This window comes from Ruegeria arenilitoris (assembly GCF_013030985.1).
GTDB lineage: Bacteria > Pseudomonadota > Alphaproteobacteria > Rhodobacterales > Rhodobacteraceae > Ruegeria > Ruegeria arenilitoris_B.
Window position 1 is genome coordinate 35504 of sequence record NZ_WPYP01000012.1, and the last position, 18493, is coordinate 53996.

The 18493-nt window shown below is 59.2% G+C and carries 13 protein-coding genes; 6 read left to right on the forward strand and 7 right to left on the reverse strand.

Annotated elements, in window-relative coordinates; genetic code table 11:
• Positions 1-101 precede the first annotated feature (101 nt).
• The 5 genes from GOX88_RS20025 to GOX88_RS20045 all read right to left on the reverse strand — a co-directional run bounded on the left by GOX88_RS20025 (position 102) and on the right by GOX88_RS20045 (position 8586).
• Positions 102-2195 (reverse strand): tetratricopeptide repeat-containing sulfotransferase family protein, encoded by a 2094-nt coding sequence (locus tag GOX88_RS20025; protein ID WP_170406098.1) that lies wholly within the window; start codon positions 2193-2195, stop codon positions 102-104.
• A gap of 244 nt (positions 2196-2439) precedes the next feature.
• Positions 2440-4131 (reverse strand): BCCT family transporter, encoded by a 1692-nt coding sequence (locus GOX88_RS20030; protein WP_170406100.1) that lies wholly within the window; start codon positions 4129-4131, stop codon positions 2440-2442.
• 135 nt (positions 4132-4266) lie between these two features.
• A complete protein-coding gene (locus GOX88_RS20035; RefSeq protein WP_170406103.1) occupies positions 4267-5697 on the reverse strand; it encodes a carnitine 3-dehydrogenase in 1431 nt (476 codons plus the stop codon).
• Complete coding sequence (locus GOX88_RS20040) at positions 5694-6623, reverse strand: 3-keto-5-aminohexanoate cleavage protein (protein ID WP_170406105.1); 930 nt, start codon at positions 6621-6623, stop codon at positions 5694-5696. Before GOX88_RS20040 ends, GOX88_RS20035 begins: the two co-directional genes overlap by 4 nt.
• Positions 6624-6639: 16 nt before the next feature.
• A complete protein-coding gene (locus GOX88_RS20045) occupies positions 6640-8586 on the reverse strand; it encodes an acetoacetate--CoA ligase (protein ID WP_170406108.1) in 1947 nt (648 codons plus the stop codon).
• A gap of 114 nt (positions 8587-8700) precedes the next feature.
• On the opposite strand from GOX88_RS20045, the gene GOX88_RS20050 reads away from it, so the two are divergent.
• The 6 genes from GOX88_RS20050 to arcC all read left to right on the forward strand — a co-directional run bounded on the left by GOX88_RS20050 (position 8701) and on the right by arcC (position 15912).
• Positions 8701-9642 (forward strand): GlxA family transcriptional regulator, encoded by a 942-nt coding sequence (locus GOX88_RS20050; protein WP_254443374.1) that lies wholly within the window; start codon positions 8701-8703, stop codon positions 9640-9642.
• 178 nt (positions 9643-9820) lie between these two features.
• Complete coding sequence (locus GOX88_RS20055) at positions 9821-11308, forward strand: YfcC family protein (protein WP_170406111.1); 1488 nt, start codon at positions 9821-9823, stop codon at positions 11306-11308.
• 9 nt (positions 11309-11317) lie between these two features.
• Complete coding sequence (locus GOX88_RS20060) at positions 11318-12691, forward strand: amino acid permease (protein WP_170406113.1); 1374 nt, start codon at positions 11318-11320, stop codon at positions 12689-12691.
• Complete coding sequence (locus GOX88_RS20065; RefSeq protein WP_170406116.1) at positions 12688-13914, forward strand: arginine deiminase; 1227 nt, start codon at positions 12688-12690, stop codon at positions 13912-13914. The genes GOX88_RS20060 and GOX88_RS20065 overlap by 4 nt, the downstream gene beginning before the upstream one ends.
• A 57-nt stretch (positions 13915-13971) precedes the next feature.
• A complete protein-coding gene (gene argF, locus GOX88_RS20070; protein ID WP_170406119.1) occupies positions 13972-14970 on the forward strand; it encodes an ornithine carbamoyltransferase in 999 nt (332 codons plus the stop codon).
• A 3-nt stretch (positions 14971-14973) separates the two neighbouring features.
• A complete protein-coding gene (gene arcC, locus GOX88_RS20075) occupies positions 14974-15912 on the forward strand; it encodes a carbamate kinase (protein WP_170406122.1) in 939 nt (312 codons plus the stop codon).
• Between the two features lie 529 nt (positions 15913-16441).
• Here arcC and GOX88_RS20080 read toward each other — a convergent pair.
• The gene (locus GOX88_RS20080; protein ID WP_170406125.1) at positions 16442-18082 is read right to left on the reverse strand and encodes a tetratricopeptide repeat protein; all 1641 of its coding nucleotides are present in this window, start codon (positions 18080-18082) and stop codon (positions 16442-16444) included.
• 42 nt (positions 18083-18124) lie between these two features.
• The gene (locus GOX88_RS20085) at positions 18125-18298 is read right to left on the reverse strand and encodes a hypothetical protein (protein ID WP_170406128.1); all 174 of its coding nucleotides are present in this window, start codon (positions 18296-18298) and stop codon (positions 18125-18127) included.
• Between the last annotated feature and the right edge of the window lie 195 nt (positions 18299-18493).

Consider the following 18493-nt stretch of genomic DNA (forward strand, 5'->3'; position numbering starts at 1 on the left):
CCGGTCAAACCATGAATCTTCGGGTATGGCGGGCCAACCGCCCTACCCTGCCTTCATTTGAAGCGAGAGCTGCCGGGCTTGCGGCCCGGCAGGCGCGAGGCTCAGAAATCTATCGCAAGGTCGCCGATTGTCTCGACCAGCGGCTTAAGCTGGCTTTCATAGTTCAACCATTTGGCCTTGGATGACCTGTAAAGGGGCTGGCGCACCTGCTGAACGCTGGCGGTTCGCACGCGCCGTTTCCGAGCATGGAAGTCGAGACAGTTGCTGTCCCAGTCCAGTCCACAATAGTCCAACAGCCGTTTGGTCTGAGCCTCGATATCATCGACCAGCGCTTCGTAGTGAACCGTCAGGAATGCGCCTTCGGGCAGCGTATCGTGCCAGTGGTTCATGAGGCGCACATAGTTGTTATAGTAGCGCCCCAGTTCTACCAGATCATAGCTGTGCAGCTGGCTGCGCTCGAACAGGCGCGTGTAGCAAGACAAGCAGGTGTCAAACGGGTTACGCGCCACGTGGATGATTTTGGCGTTCGGGAACAGACCGTGGATCAGGCCCAGCAGCTGAAAATTCGCGGGCATCTTGTCCACGATGCGCGGCATTGCAGGCGCGTGCCCGGTTAGCGTTTCGATATAGTCCTCGGCCCGCTGGTTCAGCCGGTCATCCGAAAGAGCCCTAACGGTGTCCGGCACCGTGACCGGATTGCCATCCACTCGGCTGAACAGGTTTTGCAGGTCGTTCAGTTCACCTGCACCAAAGACATTGCCGTGCGCATCCAGAATGGATTCAGTCAAGGTCGTGCCTGATCGCGGCATCCCCAGCACAAAGATCGGCCGGTCACTTTCAACGGCACAGCCGCGTAACCGGTTGATCATCTTGCCGTCAAAGGTGGCAATCAGATCATCCGTCAACCGATCCGTTTCAGCCGCGTCATAGTCAACCAGGCTCCGTTTCAGTCGGGCGCCGGTATCAAACTGTCGGAACGCCTCATCGTACCGCTTCAACTGCTCATAACATTCGCCCATCGCATAGTGATAGCCCGCCGCTTTTTGCGGCAGCATGTCGGCGGCGGTGGGCAGGGCGGCTTCCATCTGTTGAAAGGTCGGGCTGTCCGGGGTGATCTTTTCCACCTTTGCCAATGCAAGCAACGCGCCCAGCTTGTCCTCTGCCGTTTCAGCGGCCTGTTCAAACTGCGCGCGGGCGGTATCAGCGTCACCTTGTTCCAGCGCAAGATGCCCCAGCGCCAGCAGGCTGGCCGCCATGTCCGGTTTCAGCTCCAGCCCTTTTTCATAACTCGCAATGGCACCGGTCAGATCGCCCAAATGGGCCTTGGCCATGGCGACGTGATGGAAGGCGACGGCGCAGTCCGGATCAAGTCGCACGGCGTTTTCAGCCTCGATCAAAGCCAGCTTGGGGTGGTTCTTTTCGAATAGGACCTGTGCCAATCCCACATAGCTTTCGGCCTTTTGCCCGTTGATCGCAATCGCATTGCGGAAAGCGGCCTCTGCTTTGTCCAGATCGTTTTCCAACAGGAAAACCCTGCCAAAATTCCGGTGTAATTCCGCATCCTGCGGGGTGCGCTGCATCTGCGCCTCGGCCACGGCGCGGGCGTCAGAAGGGTTCTCGTCCTCGACCAGAACGGAAATCAGGTTGTTGGCGGTCTCGGACGAGGCCGGGTTGATCCGCAGCGCCTTGCGGTAAAACTCTGCCGCCTTTGCCCGGTCGCCCTTATCGCGGGCAATGCTGCCCAGGTTGTTGATGGCGCGATCAAAATCGGGGTCCAGCGCCAGCGCGCGCTGTTGCGAGGCTTCGGCCTCGGTCAGGTTGTTCTGGTCATAGTAGACAAGGCCAAGGTTGGAATGCGCCGCAGCACTGCCAGGCGCCAGACGGATTGCGCGCTGCCCGATTTCGACGGCTTCGTCCAGTTCACCGGCCGAGCGCAGGATTTCCACGAAGTTGGCCAGAAACACAGCGTCGTTCGGCTGCAGCCGGACCGCTTCGCGCATGGCTTTGACCGCAACGTCCCCCTGCCCTGCCAGAAACGCGGTGAGGCCGACCATCTGATGCGCGTGCGCATGGGCCGGTGCGGCTTTGACAATCTCGGAAAACAACGTGGCCGCCGGTTTCAACTCGCCCTTCTGATAGTGCGACATCGCCAGTTTGAAGGCATCCTGAATAGAAATCGTTTGGCCTTGGGCCATAGTGTATGCTCCGGTCTCTGATACCCCTGCACAGGCGTTAAGCACGTGCTTTTTCTGTTCTGGTGATTGGTAAAGAGAACGCCGGGCACCGTCCATTCAAAGTTGAGCGATTCCGGAACATTTGCGCAAAAAATGCGTATTCCCGCGAAACGCGCACCATTCGAAAGCACAGCCGGTTGGGCAAGATCTTTGCCTTGACCACTGGGCGGAACCGCCCAGTGGATTTGCATAACACTTCAGGCTGTTACGCGTGAAGGTCTTGGTTCAGCCTTGTGCCATCAGGCGCAACACTCTGTTCCTGGATCGGGGCTGCCGAAGGGTCCTCGTTCAGCGACTTCATCAGGCCCCAGACCATTGCGATCAACACGAAGGAGATCGGGAACGCCGCAGCGATCGAAGCTGTTTGCAATGCGGCCAGACCGCCCGCCAGCATCAACGCAATCGCGGTTGCACCGATCCCGACACCCCAGATGATGCGGAACTTCTTGGGTGGGTTATCGTCGCCCATCGAAAGCATGGTGGTGATGACCAGCGTGCCCGAATCCGCCGAGGTTACGAACCACGAGAACAGCAGGATGGTTGCCAGTGCCGACATCGGCCACGCCATCCATTCCATGTCGCCCATCCACGAGGTAGCGCCCAGGTTGCCGATGGTGCCGTAAAGCGCGGCGGGCAGATCCCAGTTCCGCACGGTTGCAATCACACCTGCACCGTTTTCCGAGGCCGGACCCGCGCCCATGTGCAGCTCTTGCCAAATGGCGTTGCCACCGAACATGCACAGCCAGAAGAACACCATGACGGTCGGTACAAACAGCACGCCCACCATGAATTCGCGGATCGTGCGACCGCGCGAGATGCGTGCGATGAACATGCCGACCATCGGTGCCCATGCGATCCACCAACCCCAGTAGAAGATGGTCCAGCCACCCTGCCAGGCAATATGTTCATCAGAGGATGCCGCCCAGAAACCCATCGGAACGAAGTTCCACAGGTAATCGCCCAGGGACGTCACGAAAAAGCCCATCAGCCATTGGAACGGGCCGATGATAACAAACAGCGCCAACAGCAGGATCGACAGCCAGATGTTCCATTCCGAGATGATACGGATGCCCTTGCCGACGCCCGATACGGTCGAAACGATGGCGATGATGCTGACCAGAACGATCAGGCCGATCTGCAGCGCCGTCGATCCTTCGATGCCAAACAGCACGTTGAGGCCCGTAACCATCTGACTTGACCCCAGGCCAAGCGAGGTGGCGATCCCGAAGACCGAGCCGAACACTGCCAGCAGGTCCACGGCGTGACCCCAGGGGCCGTAAATGCGTTCACCGATCAGAGGATACAGAGCCGAACGCATGGTCAACGGCAGTTTCTTGCGAAACCCGAAGTAAGCGAGGCTCAGGCCAACCAGCACATACAGCGCCCAACCATGCAGACCCCAGTGGAAATAGGTGACACGCATCGCGTCAATGGCGCGCTGCATGTTCATTTCCGTGTGGCCCGCCAGATCCGCGTGAGGGTTGTTCGGGTAACCCCAGACCTGCGAGTTATCGAAGTAGAAGATCGGCTCCGCCACCCCGAAGAACAGGATGCCGATCCCGATACCGGCCGAGAACAACATGGCGACCCAGCTGAAGTTGCCGAATTCGGGGCGCGAGTCATCATCGCCCAGACGCAGCGATCCGAACTTCGAGAACATCAGCCAGAGGCAGAAAAAGAACGCGATGGCAAACAGCGTGATGTAGTAAAAGCTCAGGCCGTTTTCGATCCAGCTACGGATGGATTTGTACAACCCGCCTGCAAATTCCACATTCATTACCGTGAAAATGACAAAGGCTGCGATCATACCTTTCGCCGCAATGCCCATTCCCGGGTGAAGGCCGGTAAAAAAACCCTCCTTCGCCACAAGATGTGAGTTTTTATGTTGCTCGTCCATCGAGCCCTCCCTTTCTGACCAAGCTATGCCGTGGTGGATAAGTTCTCCTAAAAAACGGATCGGGTTTTGCTGACCCGATCCGCCAGTGAATGCCGTCTCTAAATCGGGGAGAGGAAGAGGCGGCACATGCGTTTCTTAGCCCTTCAGACCCACGTGACGGCCGACGCCCCGAGGCGCAGGCAGTTTTGCGTGCTCTTGTGCGTAGGTTGCGAGTTTCGCGGCCACGGCCTCGGACGGCAGGGACGTCTTGCGGGCGTTCAGGTCCATGTGGATCAGCAGGGTCTCGACGGTGGCGGCCAGTTGGCCGTTCTCACCATAGAGGCAATGGAACAGCTGCATTTTCTTGCCTTCACCCTGCAGCACATGCGTGGTGATTTTCAGCCGGTCGCCCGCGTGCAGTTCGTCCAGGAACTGCATGTGGTTTTCAACGGTGAAATAGCTGTTGCCCGCGGCGACATAGTCCGCGTCTGCGCCGATCATCGCCATGAACCGGTCGGTCGCCTGGGCCGAGGCTTCAAGGTAGTGGGCCTCGTTCATGTGGCCGTTATAGTCGGTCCAGCTTTGCGGGATGGTGCGGTCCACGGTGACGGGCAGATCATCAATCGCCGGTTCGGGCATGGTGGCTTCGTGCGTATTCAGCACTCCGCCAGCGCCGCTGCCGGTTTTCTTCAGCGCGCGCATCATGCCGATCAGGTTGTCATCGCGCAGACGTTCCAATTCGCGGATCGACATATGGCCGGATTGCGCATCCGACTGGCCCGCGATCAGGTCAACCAGCTCGTCGGTGAATTCAGGCACGTCCATCAGCTTGGTCCACGGCCACTGCAGGGCCGGACCGAACTGCGCCATGAAGTGCTTCATGCCCGCTTCGCCCCCGGCGATCCGGTAGGTTTCGAACAGACCCATCTGTGCCCAACGCAGGCCAAAGCCCATGCGGATCACTTCGTCCAGCTCTTCGGTGGTGCAGATGCCGTCCTTGATCAGCCACAGGCCCTCGCGCCAGACGGCCTCGAGCAGGCGGTCACCGATATGGGCGTCGATTTCCTTGCGGACGGTCAGTGGGTACATCCCGATCGAGCGCAGGATCTCGGACGCCTTGGCGCAGGTCTCCGCGTTGCCCACCAGCTCGACCAGCGGCAGCAGGTAGACCGGGTTGAACGGGTGCGCAACGACGACGCGGCCGCCATGCTCGTTCAACTCGGACGGCTTGAACCCCGAGGTCGAGGACCCGATCACCGCCTCCGCGGGCGACAGTTTGTCAATCTGCGCGTGGATCTTGTGCTTGAGGTCCAGACGCTCGGGCACGCTTTCCTGAACCCATGCGGCATCGGCCAGCGCTTCGCCCATGTCGTCATGGAAGGTCAGTGTACCTTCGGCGGGCATCACCTTGTCATAGAGCGCTGGCAGGGCGCGGCGGGCATTCGCAAGCACTTCGCCTATCTTGCGTTCTGCTTCCAGGTCCGGGTCAAAAACCGATACGTTCCAGCCGTTCAGCAGGAACCGGGCGACCCAGCCCCCACCGATCACACCGCCGCCGACGATGGTTGCTTTTTGCAGCGCGCTCATGCCGCAACGCCTTTGGCAACGGGTTCGCGCTTGATCAGGCCCAGCTTTTCACGCACGGCATCGGGGCCGATAATCTTGGCGCCCATGCTTTCGATCACGGTCACGGCGCGTTCGACCAGCTGCGCGTTGGTGGCCAGAACGCCCTTGTCCAGAAACAGGTTGTCTTCCAGACCGACACGGACGTTGCCACCTGCCAGAACCGATTGCGCGGCATAAGGCATCTGATCACGGCCCAGCGAGAACGCCGACCAGGTCCAGTCGGACGGCACATTGTTGACCATCGCCATGAAGGTGTTGATGTCGTTCGGGGCCCCCCATGGCACACCCATGCACAGTTGCACCAGCGCGTTGGGCTCCAGAATGCCTTCTTTCACCAGCTGCTTGGCGAACCAAAGGTGACCGGTGTCAAAGGCTTCGATTTCAGGCTTTACACCCAGATCAGTCATCATCTGACCCATCGCCCGCAGCATGCCGGGGGTGTTGGTCATGACATAGTCGGCTTCGGCGAAGTTCATGGTGCCGCAGTCCAGGGTGCAGATTTCGGGCAAACATTCGGCGATATGCGCCATCCGCTCGGTCGCACCGATCATGTCAGTCGCTGCTTCGTTGACCGGGAACGGGTTTTCGGTCGAACCGAACACAATGTCGCCGCCCATGCCAGCAGTCAGGTTCAGAACCACGTCTACCTCGGCGTCGCGGACACGGTCGGTCAGTTCCCGATACAGGCCCAGATCGCGCGACGGCGCACCGGTTTCAGGGTCACGCACGTGGCAGTGCACAACGGCAGCACCCGCCTTGGCCGCATCGATGGCCGAGTTGGCGATCTGCTCGGGCGAGCGCGGAACATGGGGGGATTTGTCTTGAGTGCCGCCCGAACCGGTCACGGCGCAGGTGATGAAAACTTCACGATTCATTGCGAGAGGCATGATGAGTATCCTTCGATCAGCATTTAAGGTCAGGGTGGTCCGTGAACTGTGCCAGCGCGCCGGGATTGATCAGGCCGGTCAGGTCACGGATGGGTTGGTTGTTGACGGCGTCCCGCACGGCCAGTTCGGCGGTTTTGCCGGATTTCGTGCGCGGTATGTCCGCGACTTTGATGATCTTTGCGGGAACGTGCCGCGGTGAGGCGTTGGTGCGGATCTCGGATTTGATCCGGGACACCAATTCGCAATCAAGGGTCACATCCATGGGGGTGGTCACGAACAGGACGACGCGCACATCGTTGTTGATGTTCTGGCCGACAACGACCGAGTCCTCGACTTGCTCGAACTTATCCAGTTGGCGGTAAATCTCGGCGGTGCCAATCCGGATGCCGCCGGGGTTCAGCGTCGCGTCCGACCGGCCCAGAACGACATATCCACCGTGGTTCGTCTGGATGGTGAAGTCGCCCTGCCGCCAGATGTTCGGGTAGGTCTCGAAGTAGCTGGAGCGATACCGCGCCTGCCCAGGATCGTTCAGGAACCGGGTGGGCATCGACGGGTGCGCATTGCGGCACACCAGCTCTCCGGCCACACCTGCCACCGGGTTGCCATCAGTATCCAGCATGGCCACGTCCAGCCCCAACATCGGGGCCTGAATCTCGCCCTTGTGTACCGGCAAGGTCGGGCAGCCGCCGATGAAGCAGCCCAGAATATCTGTGCCGCCGCAGATCGAGGCCAGCTGCACATCCGCTTTCCAGTCCCGGTACACATGGTCAAACCCGTCAGGAGACAACGGAGAACCGGTCGACAGCACTACACGAAGGAAAGGAAGAGAGTGACTGTCGACCGGCCGAACACCGCGTTTGAGCGCGGCATCAATGAATTTCGCCGAGACACCGAAATGGGTGACCTGTTCCGCCTCGACCAGATCAAACAGGCGGGTGATCCCCGGATAGGCCGGGTTGCCGTCGAACAGGATGATCACGGCCTCGGAGGCCAGCGCGGCAACCTGCCAGTTCCACATCATCCAGTTGCAGGTGGTGTAATAGAACATCCGATCGCCCGCGCGCAGGTCGCAATGCAGTTGATGTTCCACCAACATGCGCAGCAAGGTACCGCCACCCGCGTGTTCGATGCATTTCGGTTTGCCGGTCGTGCCGGACGAGAACATCACATAAAGCGGATCGCGAAACCCCATGGGGCGGCAGTCCAACACCGGTGCATCAGCCGGTTTGAACTTGTCATAGGCAATCATGCCCTCGGGCAGATCGGCGCCGTCTTTCGCATAGGGCCAGACAATGACCTGTTCGATCGTCGGCACGCGGGAGGCGACAGTGGCAATAGCCTCACGCGTGTCAAAGATCTTGCCATTGTAGGAATAACCGTCGGCGGCGAACATCAGTTTCGGCGCGATCTGACCGAAGCGATCAACAACCACATCCGGCCCGCTTTCAGGCGCGCAAGAAGACCACACAGCCCCCAGCGACGCCGTCGCCAGCATGGCCGCCACGGTTTGCGGCATGTTCGGCACATAGCCCACGACGTGATCGCCTGCGACGATGCCCGCGTCTTTCAGGGCGGCGGCCAGACGCTCGACTTCATGCTTCAGCTCGGCACGACTCCAACGCAGGCGGCGACCGTCTTCGCCGTAGAAGATGATGGCATCGCGGTCGTCGGGATTCTTCAGGAAAGCCTCGACAATGTTCAGGCGCGCCTCGGGGAAGAAGCGGACATTCAGAGGATCAGCGTCGGGGATCAGCGCCGTGTCCCCTGCCTCGCCGACCAGACCGCAGAACTCCCATGCCAGACGCCAGAATGCGTCGGGCTGATCCACCGACCACTGATGCAAATCCGCGTGGGCGTCAAACGCCTTTCCCGCCTGCTGGCTTGCAAGGTCGCGAAACGCGGCAAGACGGGTTTGCGAGATTTGTTCGACACTGGGTGTCCAGAGAAGGTCAGCATCCAGCATGGTGAAACAGGCCTCCGGTCGGCAGAAAGTGTGAATCGTCAGATGACGAAGTGACGCGAAGCTACTTTCAACTTTCTGGCTGAAACGATACAATTTTCGTCAGGAGGAATACATTTGTCGTCAGAATCACATGAAAAGTTCGAGTTCCTGCTGCTGGACGGGTTTTCGAACATGGTTCTGGCCAGCGCGCTGGAACCCCTGCGCGACGTCAGAATGCGCGCGATGTTTGCCAGTCTGGATTGGGAGGTCACAACTCTGGACGGCCTGACCGTGACCAGCTCGAGCAAGTTGAAACTGTCGCCGGACAAACGGTTTGACCCCGGGCAGACCAAAGGCACCCTTGTCATCGTGGCCGGCTACAGTGTGCGCGAACAGGTCACCCGGGAACTGGTTTCGCTGATCCGGGTGGCGTCCCGCAACGCGCGGCGTGTGCTGGCACTGGATACGGCATCGTGGCTGCTGGCCGAGGCCGGGATTTTGGACGGCCACAGCGCAACCATCCACTGGCAGGAACTGGATGCGTTCGCAGAGGCCTTTCCAAACGTGGATGTTTCCAACGCGCGGTTTGTGCGGTCGGGGCCCTTCATGACATGCGGTGGGGCCAGCACCACATTGGAAATGGTTCTTGAACTTATCCAGGACACGTTTGGTCCGGCAGCGGCATTTGACGCGTCAAGCATGTTCCTCTTTGATCCGGCTCGCCAAAAGGATCAACAGCGCGGCGCTGCGTGGTTGCGTGACCGCGGATCCCCCAAGCTGCTGAATGCACTCAACATCATCGCAGAGAATGTCGAACACCCTCTGACCACATTCGAACTGGCCGAACGTGTTTCATTGTCGGAACGAACCCTGAACCGGGCTTTCGCGCAAGAGCTGGGGATGACGACCGGAAAATACTACAAGCTATATCGCCTGCAGCATGCGCGATACCTGGCGCAGGAAACGCGCCTGAGCACCGAACAGATCGCCCTGCGATGCGGATTCTCCTGCGCGTCAGCGCTGGGTCGCTCCTTCACAAATGAATTTGGCAGGCCAATCAGCGCGTTCCGTTCGTGATGCATCAACATCCAGACGAGCGGCAGCGGCAGCAGGCATCGATGCCAAAGTTCTCTTACGTCAGCCCTACAAATTGTTGACCTGAACGGAAAACTGTCATTTTAGTATTAGTTTGAGACTATAAAGTTCGAATGTTTGAAAAAGAAACCGCATAGCTGCCACACAGCGAGAGTTCTTTATGTCGAAGTTCAAATTTCCCACCGCATTCACCATCCTGTTCATCCTGATAGCCGTTGTGGCCGCCCTCACTTGGGTAATCCCAGCCGGTGAATACGAGCGCCAGATGAACGAAGCGCTTGGCAGCGAGGCACCGGTTCCCGGCACTTATCACGAAGTTGACGCAAACCCGCAGGGGATCACCTCGGTCATCCTGGCCCCTATCGCAGGGATGTATGACCCGAGCCTTCTGGGCAGTTCGTCCAGTGCCGCAATTGATGTGGCGTTCTTCGTTCTGATTATTGGCGGCTTCCTCATGGTTGTGACAAGAACGGGCGCAATCGACGCCGGAATCGGATGGCTGCTGCACCGGCTTGCGGGTCGGGAAATCCTGATGATCCCGATCCTGATGACCGCCTTTGCCTTCGGCGGAACAAGTTACGGCATGGCCGAAGAGTCGCTGGCGTTTTACGCGCTGATCATTCCGGTGTTCATCCGGGCGGGATACGATTCACTGACCGGAGTCGCCGTGATCATGCTGGGCGCAGGCATCGGCACGCTGGGGTCGACCTTCAACGCATTTGCAACTGTTGTGGCCTCACAAGGGGCCGGGATTCCGTTCACTAACGGGATCGTGCTGCGGTTCATCATTTTGGCCCTTTGCCTAGGGGCCGGGATCGCGTTTGTCATGCGCTACGCGTCGCGGGTCAAGGCCGATCCCTCGCGGTCCGTTGTTGCGGATCAGGCCGAGTCGAACCGCGCCCATTTCCTTAGTGGGTCCCAGGACGACGACACCTTCCCCGAGATGACCCGCATCCGGTCGGTCATCCTGATGCTGTTCGGCCTGACATTTGCCATCATGATCTACGGCGTGGTCGCGCTGGGGTGGTGGATGGCCGAGATGTCGGGCCTGTTTCTGGTCATGGCGATCATCGTCTGGTGGGTCGGCAAGCTGGACGAAGGATCGCGCATGGATGAGGCGACCTTTGTCGACACCTTCGTTGATGGCGCCCGCGACCTGCTGGCCGTCGCGCTGATCATCGGTGTGGCCCGCGGCGTCGTCGTCATCATGGATGCGGGCAAGATCACCGACACGATCCTGGCCTGCGCCGAGGGGTTAGTCGCCGAGCTCAGCGAGTTTGCCTTTATCAACGCCATGTTTGGCATTCAGATCCTGATGTCGTTCCTAGTCCCCTCGTCCTCGGGGCTGGCGACGCTGTCGATGCCGATCATGGCACCGCTGGCCGATTTTGCGGGCGTCGGGCGCGATTTGGTCGTAACGGCATACCAGTCGGCAAACGGATGGGTGAACCTGTTCAACCCGACCTTCGCGGTGGTGATGGGTGGGTTGGCGATTGGGCGCGTGTCCTATGACCGCTGGCTGCGCTTCGTGTTCCCACTGCTGCTCATTCTGGCCGTCATCATCTGTGCGGCGCTGACGGTTGGCGCGATGGTGGACCCGGGCATAGACGGGCCCGCGACTGAGACTTCGGAAAACACAGCGAACTGAGGTTTCGCCATGACCGATCAAACCTCAGCCCAGACGACATCCGGTGCCCTCGGGCTGACCGCATGTATCGCTCTGGTCGTGGGGAACATGATCGGGTCCGGAGTGTTTCTGCTACCGGCCTCGCTGGCGCCGCTTGGCCCGATTGCGATCGGTGGATGGGTCCTGACTTCGGCGGGCGCGCTTGTGCTGGCGATCATTTTCGGGCGGCTGTCCCGGGTCGTCTCGAAGCCCGGCGGGCCTTATGCCTATTCGCAGGAAGCCTTCGGGGATTTTGCCGGGTTCATCATAGCATGGGGGTATTGGATCGCGCTCTGGACCGGGAACGCGGCAGTCGCCGTTGCGCTAGTGGGGTATCTGGGGTTTCTGTTCCCGATCATCGTCGAGGTTCCGATGTACGGGCTGGCCACTGCGCTGGTTGCGATCTGGTCCCTGACGCTGATCAACATTCGCGGTGTCGAAGGTGCCGGCGCGGTGCAGGTCGTGACCACAGTCCTGAAGCTGGCACCCTTGCTTCTGATCGGCATGCTGGGCATCTTTTGGATCGAGCCCGCGAACTACATCCCGATCAACCACAGTGGAACAACCGCGTTTTCGGCAATCTCGGCGGCGGCGGCGTTAACGCTCTGGGCCTATCTGGGTCTGGAATCCGCAACCGTGCCCTCGGGTGATGTGATCGAGCCCGAAAAGACCATCCCAAGGGCCACGGTCATCGGCGTCCTCATCACAGCCGCGGTCTATATCTCGGTCACCGCTGTTTCGATGGGGGTTCTCCCTCCGCATCGCCTCGCGGCATCGGCCGCGCCTCTGGCAGCGGTCGCTGAGGTCATGTTCGGCCCGTTCGGGGCAATTCTCATTGCCAGCGGCGCGGTGATCTCGACATTCGGTACGCTCAACGGGTTCACATTGCTTAGCGGCCAGGTCCCTTATGGCGCCGCGCTGGATCGTGTCTTCCCCGCCACGTTTGCGCAGAGATCAAAGTTCGGAACGCCGGCAAACGCGCTGATCCTGTCGAACGTGCTGGCCTCGGTTCTGATCATTCTGAATTACGCCCAGGGGCTCGTCGCGGCCTTCAATTTCGTCATCCTGCTGGCGGTGGTGGCAAGCCTTCTTCCCTATGCCATCTGTTCCGTTGCCGAGATCATGATCCGCCTGAAAGGCGGAGAGCTGCTGCGCGGCCCCGAACTGGCAAAGGTGGTCGTACTTGGCGCCATCGGGTTCATCTATTCCGTCTGGGCCTTCATCGGGTCAGGGGCCGAAACCGTCCTGATCGGCACAGTCCTGTTGCTGGCCGGTGTGCCGATCCATGTCTGGGTTCGCTGGAACCAGGCCAGAGAAGCGGAAGACATTCAGAAAACTGATGCCTCGAAAGGAGAGTTGCCATGAAATTCGGCGTTCATTCCGAGATCGGAAAGCTCAACAAGGTGATCGTGTCGCGCCCCTCGCTGGCGCATGACCGCCTGACACCGCGAAATTGCGAAGAGCTTTTGTTCGATGACGTCATCTGGGTTGAACAAGCCCGCAAGGACCACGCCGAATTCTGCTCGCTGATGCGCGAACGCGGGGTTGAGGTGTATGACATTCAGGACCTGCTGGCCGAGGCGATTGCTTCGGACCCGGCAGCGCGCGCCTTCCTGCTGGACCGTCTGATCACACCGAACATGGTCGGGCTTGGCTTTTCGGTCGAAATGCGGGCCTGGCTGGATGAAATGGACGCCAAATTGCTGGCACGACACATGCTGGGCGGGATCATCTTTGCGGACCTGCCCAAAGGTATGATCGACGAACAGTTCGGCGATCTGGTGACGCTGGGGGATTTCATCCTGCCCGCCATCCCCAATGCGCAATTCCAGCGCGACCCGTCCTGCTGGATCTTCAACGGCGTCACGACGAACCCGATGTATTGGCCCGCACGCAAGCCGGAAACCCTGATCATGCGGACGGTCTACCGGCACCACAAGATGTTCAAGGACGCCGAGTTCGAATTCTGGTGGGGCGATAGTGACGGCGATTTCGGGCTGGCTTCGGTTGAAGGCGGCGATGTGCAGCCGGTCGGCAACGGCACCGTCTTTTTCGGCATGGGTGAGCGTACAACCCGGCAGGCCGTGGCTCAGGTGGCCGAAGCCTTGTTCCGCAGAGGCGGGGCCCAGCGTATTGTGGCCTGCGCAATGCCCAAAAGTCGCGCGGCGATGCATCTGGATACGGTTTTTACCTGTCTCGACCACGACAAGGTAACCGCCTTCAAAGAGGTTGCTGATCAGATCACCTGTATCTCGATCCGCCCCGGAGATCGCGGAGAATTGGATATCCGAGTGGAAAAAGAGCACCTTTTCGATGTCTACAAAGAGTCTCTGGGGCTGAACTCGCTGCAAGTCATTTCGACAGGCGGCAATGAGTTCCAAGCCGAGCGCGAGCAATGGGACGATGGCAACAACGTCGTCGCCCTGTCACCCGGTGTGGTCGTTGGCTATGCGCGCAACACTTTCACGAACGGCAAGATGCGCGATGCCGGGATCGAGGTGATCGAAATCTCGGGACAAGAATTGGGGCGTGGCCGCGGTGGCGGTCACTGCATGACCTGCCCGATCGACCGCGACCCCGCCTATTGAATTCATGACAGGCGCAACCCCCTGCGCCCAAAGACATTTTGTCAGGGAGAAACAAAAATGGCATTCAATCTCAAAGGCCGCAGCTATCTGAAGATCGCCGATTTCAGCCAGCGCGAAATGCTGTACCTGCTGGATCTGGCCCGCGACCTGAAGCGTGCGAAATATACGCGCGCCGAGCAACAATCGTTGAAGGGCAAGAACATCTGCCTGATCTTCGAGAAAACCTCGACCCGGACCCGCTGTGCATTCGAAGTGGCAGCCTATGATCAGGGGGCAAACATCACCTATCTTGACCCATCGGGTTCGCAGATCGGTCACAAGGAATCCATGAAGGACACCGCCCGCGTTCTGGGTCGCATGTTTGACGGGATCGAATTCCGCGGCGCCGGTCAGGACATGGTCGAGACGTTGTCGGACTATGCCGGGGTTCCGGTCTATAACGGTCTGACCGACGACTGGCACCCGACCCAGATGCTGGCCGACATGCTGACCATGGTCGAACACGCCGACAAGCCGCGCCGGGACATCGTTTATGCCTATTCCGGCGATTGCCGGTCGAACATGGGCAACTCGCTGTTGATGCTGGGCGCGATCATGGGTTGCGATGTGCGCATGATCTCACCCAAGGAAACGCAACCCCATGACGATGTGCGCGAACTGGCGATGGAACGCGCCGCAAAGTCAGGTGCGCGGTTGACGATCACCGACGACACCTCGGCCGTCGAAGGGGCGGATTTCATCCATACCGATGTCTGGGTCTCGATGGGTGAACCCAAAGAGGTCTGGGCCGAGCGGATCAAGCTGCTGAGCCCCTATCAGGTCAACATGGATATGATGAAGAAAACCGGCAATCCAGCCGTCAAGTTCATGCACTGCCTGCCCGCCTTCCACAATCTGGAGACCAAGGTCGGTCAGGACATTCACGAACAGTTCGGCATCACCGAGATGGAGGTGACCGAGGAAGTGTTCGAAAGCGATATGAATATCGCGTTTGAGCAGGCCGAAAACCGAATGCACACCATCAAGGCGATCCTCGTCGCCACGCTGGGGGCCTGATCCATGGGACGCGTTGTTGTAGCTCTCGGCGGCAACGCGCTTCTCAAACGGGGTGAGGAGATGACCGCGGACAATCAACGCAGAAACGCCAGGATTGCCGCCAAAGCCCTCGCCCCGCTCTGCGAAGCGCATGAGACCGTCATTACCCACGGGAACGGTCCCCAGGTCGGAATGCTGGCCCTGCAAGAGATCTTGTACACCGATGTCGAAGAATATCCCTTGGACGTCCTAGTCGGCGAGACGATGGGCATGATCGGTTACATGATCGAGCAGGAACTCGGGAATATCCTGCCTTTCGAGCATCACATTGCGACCCTACTGACAATGATTGAGGTCGACCCAAACGATCCCGCCTTCGACAATCCGACCAAGTTCATCGGTCAGGTCTATTCCGAAGCCGAAGCCAAAAAGGAAGCGACTGAGAAAGGCTGGACGGTGAAACCGGACGGAGAATATTGGCGCCGTGTCGTGCCCTCGCCCCGTCCAAAGCGCATCTTTCAGGTCGAGCCGATCCGCTGGATCCTGGAAAAGGGCGCAACGGTCATTGCCGCCGGGGGCGGTGGTATCCCGACGATGTATGACAAGGATGCCGACCGGAAACTGGTGGGGGTCGAGGCCGTCATCGACAAGGATTTTGCATCCTGCCTGTTGGCCCAGAACCTTGGTGCAGACGTCTTAGTCATCGCAACGGATGCCGAGGCCGTATTCCTGAACTGGGGTTCGCCCGACCAGAAAGCTATCCGGTCAATCACGCCGGACGCGCTGGATGCATACGATTTCCCAGCTGGTTCAATGGGCCCGAAAGTACAAGCCGCGCAGGATTTCGTGCGAGAGACCGGTGGCCGCGCCATCATTTGCGCTCTGGCCGATGTCCCCGCCGCGGTTCGAGGGGAAAAGGGCACCACCATTTCATTGGACGCCGGAGACACGCTCTTCCAATAAGGAGGCGGGCAACCGGACTTCATCTGCAGGGCCTGAAAATGGGCGGCCTCACCGCGGTGTGTGCGGTGACTGTGCCGTCGCTGACAAACCAGTCATGGGATTCACAGGATGTTTCGGCCGTAAACGATAGCGATAGGGGAGTTGTCAGGGTCAGCCTCACGCTGCTCGACCGATGCGGTTGCCAACTGGTTCAATGTGGCGGCGACCGTGTGCTGGCAGTTGTGCCCCTCATGCGTCAGCGAGATCGAGCGTTGCGCCCGGTGAAACCTGCTAACGCCCAGATATTTCTCAAGCGAGCAATTCTGCCGACTGACCTAGGTGCCGGGTGGCAACTATTTTCGGTAACAGCGTATGTCCGGCACCTTTTGGCTTTAGGTTTTCTGATGCAAAGGGCGCCAACGCCAGTTGTTCTCAATCATGGTTGGATTAGGTCTCAGGGCCGCGGACGCCAAAGCCCTCACAGCCCTGCCGATTTTGTAGTCATCCAGTCCGCGGGCAGAGCCTGGGAACCCAAGACCTGTACTTTTGGTCAGGAAATCCCGACGGTTCTGCAATAGCACGAAACCTTCACCGGAACCTCCGAGCGCGCGGCGGCGATTTCGAAACTGCGCCGGATGTGAGGCAGTTCCTGTGTCTCGTCCCGCCGTTCCAGACATTCCATCAATCCACGCAGACTCCAGACATTGCCCGGGTGCTGACAGGCGCGGCTGAGGGTTTTGTCCAGTCCCAGATCGGCCCGGTATACGCGTTCAGCCTCTTCCAGCTGGTCCTGCTCCATCAACAAGGCCCCAAGCGCGTGGCGTGTGGGCTGCATCCATCCCCAAGGCTCGTCATATTCGAGGGTGTCGTCCAAATGGATCGCCTCGCGCAGATGCGAAAAGGCCTGTTCGTAGTTTCCTTTGTGGTATTCAAGCTCACCCAGCATCATATTCTCGGCGATCTTCAACACATCCGATGCCAGGTTGTTTACCACGCGCCGCGACTCTGGCACCTGTGCAAGCGCTTCATAGAACAGTGCTTTTTCAGCCTCGGCCTCGTCAATGCGGCGCAGGTTGGCCAGCGCGATGGTCCGTGCATATCGCAGCGTCGCAATAGAGTAGCTGTAGATTTCCGGCTTGTCCGGCAGAGGCTCGGCCAGAATATCCTGCCACATGCCAAAGCGGATCTGTACATGCTGTTTGATCGACAGAAAGCACTCCAGAAAATCGCCAAGTTCAATGATGACGCTTTCGGGAATGGATCGAACCATTTCCTCGGCCGTGTTCAGGGCGACGGACCGTTGCCCCTGAAACATCGCACCGTAGATTTTGAAGTGATAGTCGTGCATCCGATAGAAGGTGTAAAAGTTGTTTCCACCGCGATACGCATAGTATCTGGCGTTCGCCTCGGAGGCTTTCTGGTTGCGTTCAACGACCATCTGGTAATTACCGCACAGCACATCGACATGGGTCGGCATATGCCACAGATGGCCTGAATCGGGGATCAACCCGCCAAGCGCATCGCCATGACGCAAAGCGCGCTCGGGGAAAGGCGACATTTCCAGCGTGTGGATGTACAGGTGCAGCAGACCGGCATGGCTCCATGCGCTTGGGTCGGTCTCAAAGACGTGGTCCATCGCGGCAACGATTTCCAGAGTGTCCGCACCTTCCGCGGGTTCACCGGTCTGCAAGTCCCACAATTGCCATGGCGTCCGATTCATCAGCGCCTCGACATACAGTGTGCATATATCCAGATTGCCGGGGTTGGCCTTGTAGATGTCCCGCATCGCCGTACCGAAGGCATCGTTGAAGGGGCCGAACTCTTCCACATCGGCAGAGGTCGGGTAGCGCGTGAACAAAGCCTCGATCAACGCGGCCTCAAGCGGTGTGACATCGGACTTCAGCGCATCCGCTGCCTGCAGGGAGGAATGCGCCGTCTCAAGGATCTCTGCCCGTTCCTCGGAGCTGTAGGTGAACCACCAGCGGTTGTAATTCGGCCCGATTGCATAAGCGATCCCCCAATGGGCCATGGCGCAGCTGGGGTCCTCTTTCAGGGCATTTTCAAAGCAGACGATAGCTTCTTCGTGATTGTAGCCATAAACCCAGGCAAGCCCACGATCGAACCACAATTGGGCCACCGGGAATTGCGTTGTGACCGGCCAGGAATAGTTTCCCAAATCAAAATATTGCATGTCTTCAACCCTTTCTGCCAATTGATCACTGGGCAGAGTGTTTCAGGCGTCCTTGTAGCCAAGCCCGGCGCCGAAATGCCGATATTGCACCAGGGCGACGGCTAGCCGGTTCATGACCACCTGGGCAATGGACCGGATCTTTGGAACACGCTGCCCCAAACGGGTGGTGTCGCAATCCCATTGGAACAGCACAGGAAAAATATGTCCAATGCGCATTCAGATGGGCGCCTCATCCGCACCACAGGGGCGATGGTCCCACCGGTGAATACCTGCAGGAAAAATCACCGTAGGTATCGCGCATTGTTAACTGTGGCCATGAGTACCGTCCAGCGTTTGACTTGGGCCCGGTCGGGGCCACCAGCGGGCTGCCGTCCTATGGCGGATCTTGCGGAGCGCAACACATCAGAAGAC

Bases quoted from the DNA above. Each gene is read 5' to 3' on its own strand.
- GOX88_RS20040 (WP_170406105.1), bottom strand. From the start codon at position 6,623: ATGCCTCTCGCAATGAATCGTGAAGTTTTCATCACCTGCGCCGTGACC.
- GOX88_RS20065 (WP_170406116.1), top strand. From the start codon at position 12,688: ATGAAATTCGGCGTTCATTCCGAGATCGGAAAGCTCAACAAGGTGATC.
- GOX88_RS20025 (WP_170406098.1), bottom strand. From the start codon at position 2,195: ATGGCCCAAGGCCAAACGATTTCTATTCAGGATGCCTTCAAACTGGCG.
- GOX88_RS20045 (WP_170406108.1), bottom strand. From the start codon at position 8,586: ATGCTGGATGCTGACCTTCTCTGGACACCCAGTGTCGAACAAATCTCG.
- GOX88_RS20060 (WP_170406113.1), top strand. From the start codon at position 11,318: ATGACCGATCAAACCTCAGCCCAGACGACATCCGGTGCCCTCGGGCTG.
- GOX88_RS20085 (WP_170406128.1), bottom strand. From the start codon at position 18,298: ATGCGCATTGGACATATTTTTCCTGTGCTGTTCCAATGGGATTGCGAC.
- GOX88_RS20030 (WP_170406100.1), bottom strand. From the start codon at position 4,131: ATGGACGAGCAACATAAAAACTCACATCTTGTGGCGAAGGAGGGTTTT.
- GOX88_RS20080 (WP_170406125.1), bottom strand. From the start codon at position 18,082: ATGCAATATTTTGATTTGGGAAACTATTCCTGGCCGGTCACAACGCAA.
- GOX88_RS20035 (WP_170406103.1), bottom strand. From the start codon at position 5,697: ATGAGCGCGCTGCAAAAAGCAACCATCGTCGGCGGCGGTGTGATCGGT.
- argF (WP_170406119.1), top strand. From the start codon at position 13,972: ATGGCATTCAATCTCAAAGGCCGCAGCTATCTGAAGATCGCCGATTTC.
- arcC (WP_170406122.1), top strand. From the start codon at position 14,974: ATGGGACGCGTTGTTGTAGCTCTCGGCGGCAACGCGCTTCTCAAACGG.
- GOX88_RS20055 (WP_170406111.1), top strand. From the start codon at position 9,821: ATGTCGAAGTTCAAATTTCCCACCGCATTCACCATCCTGTTCATCCTG.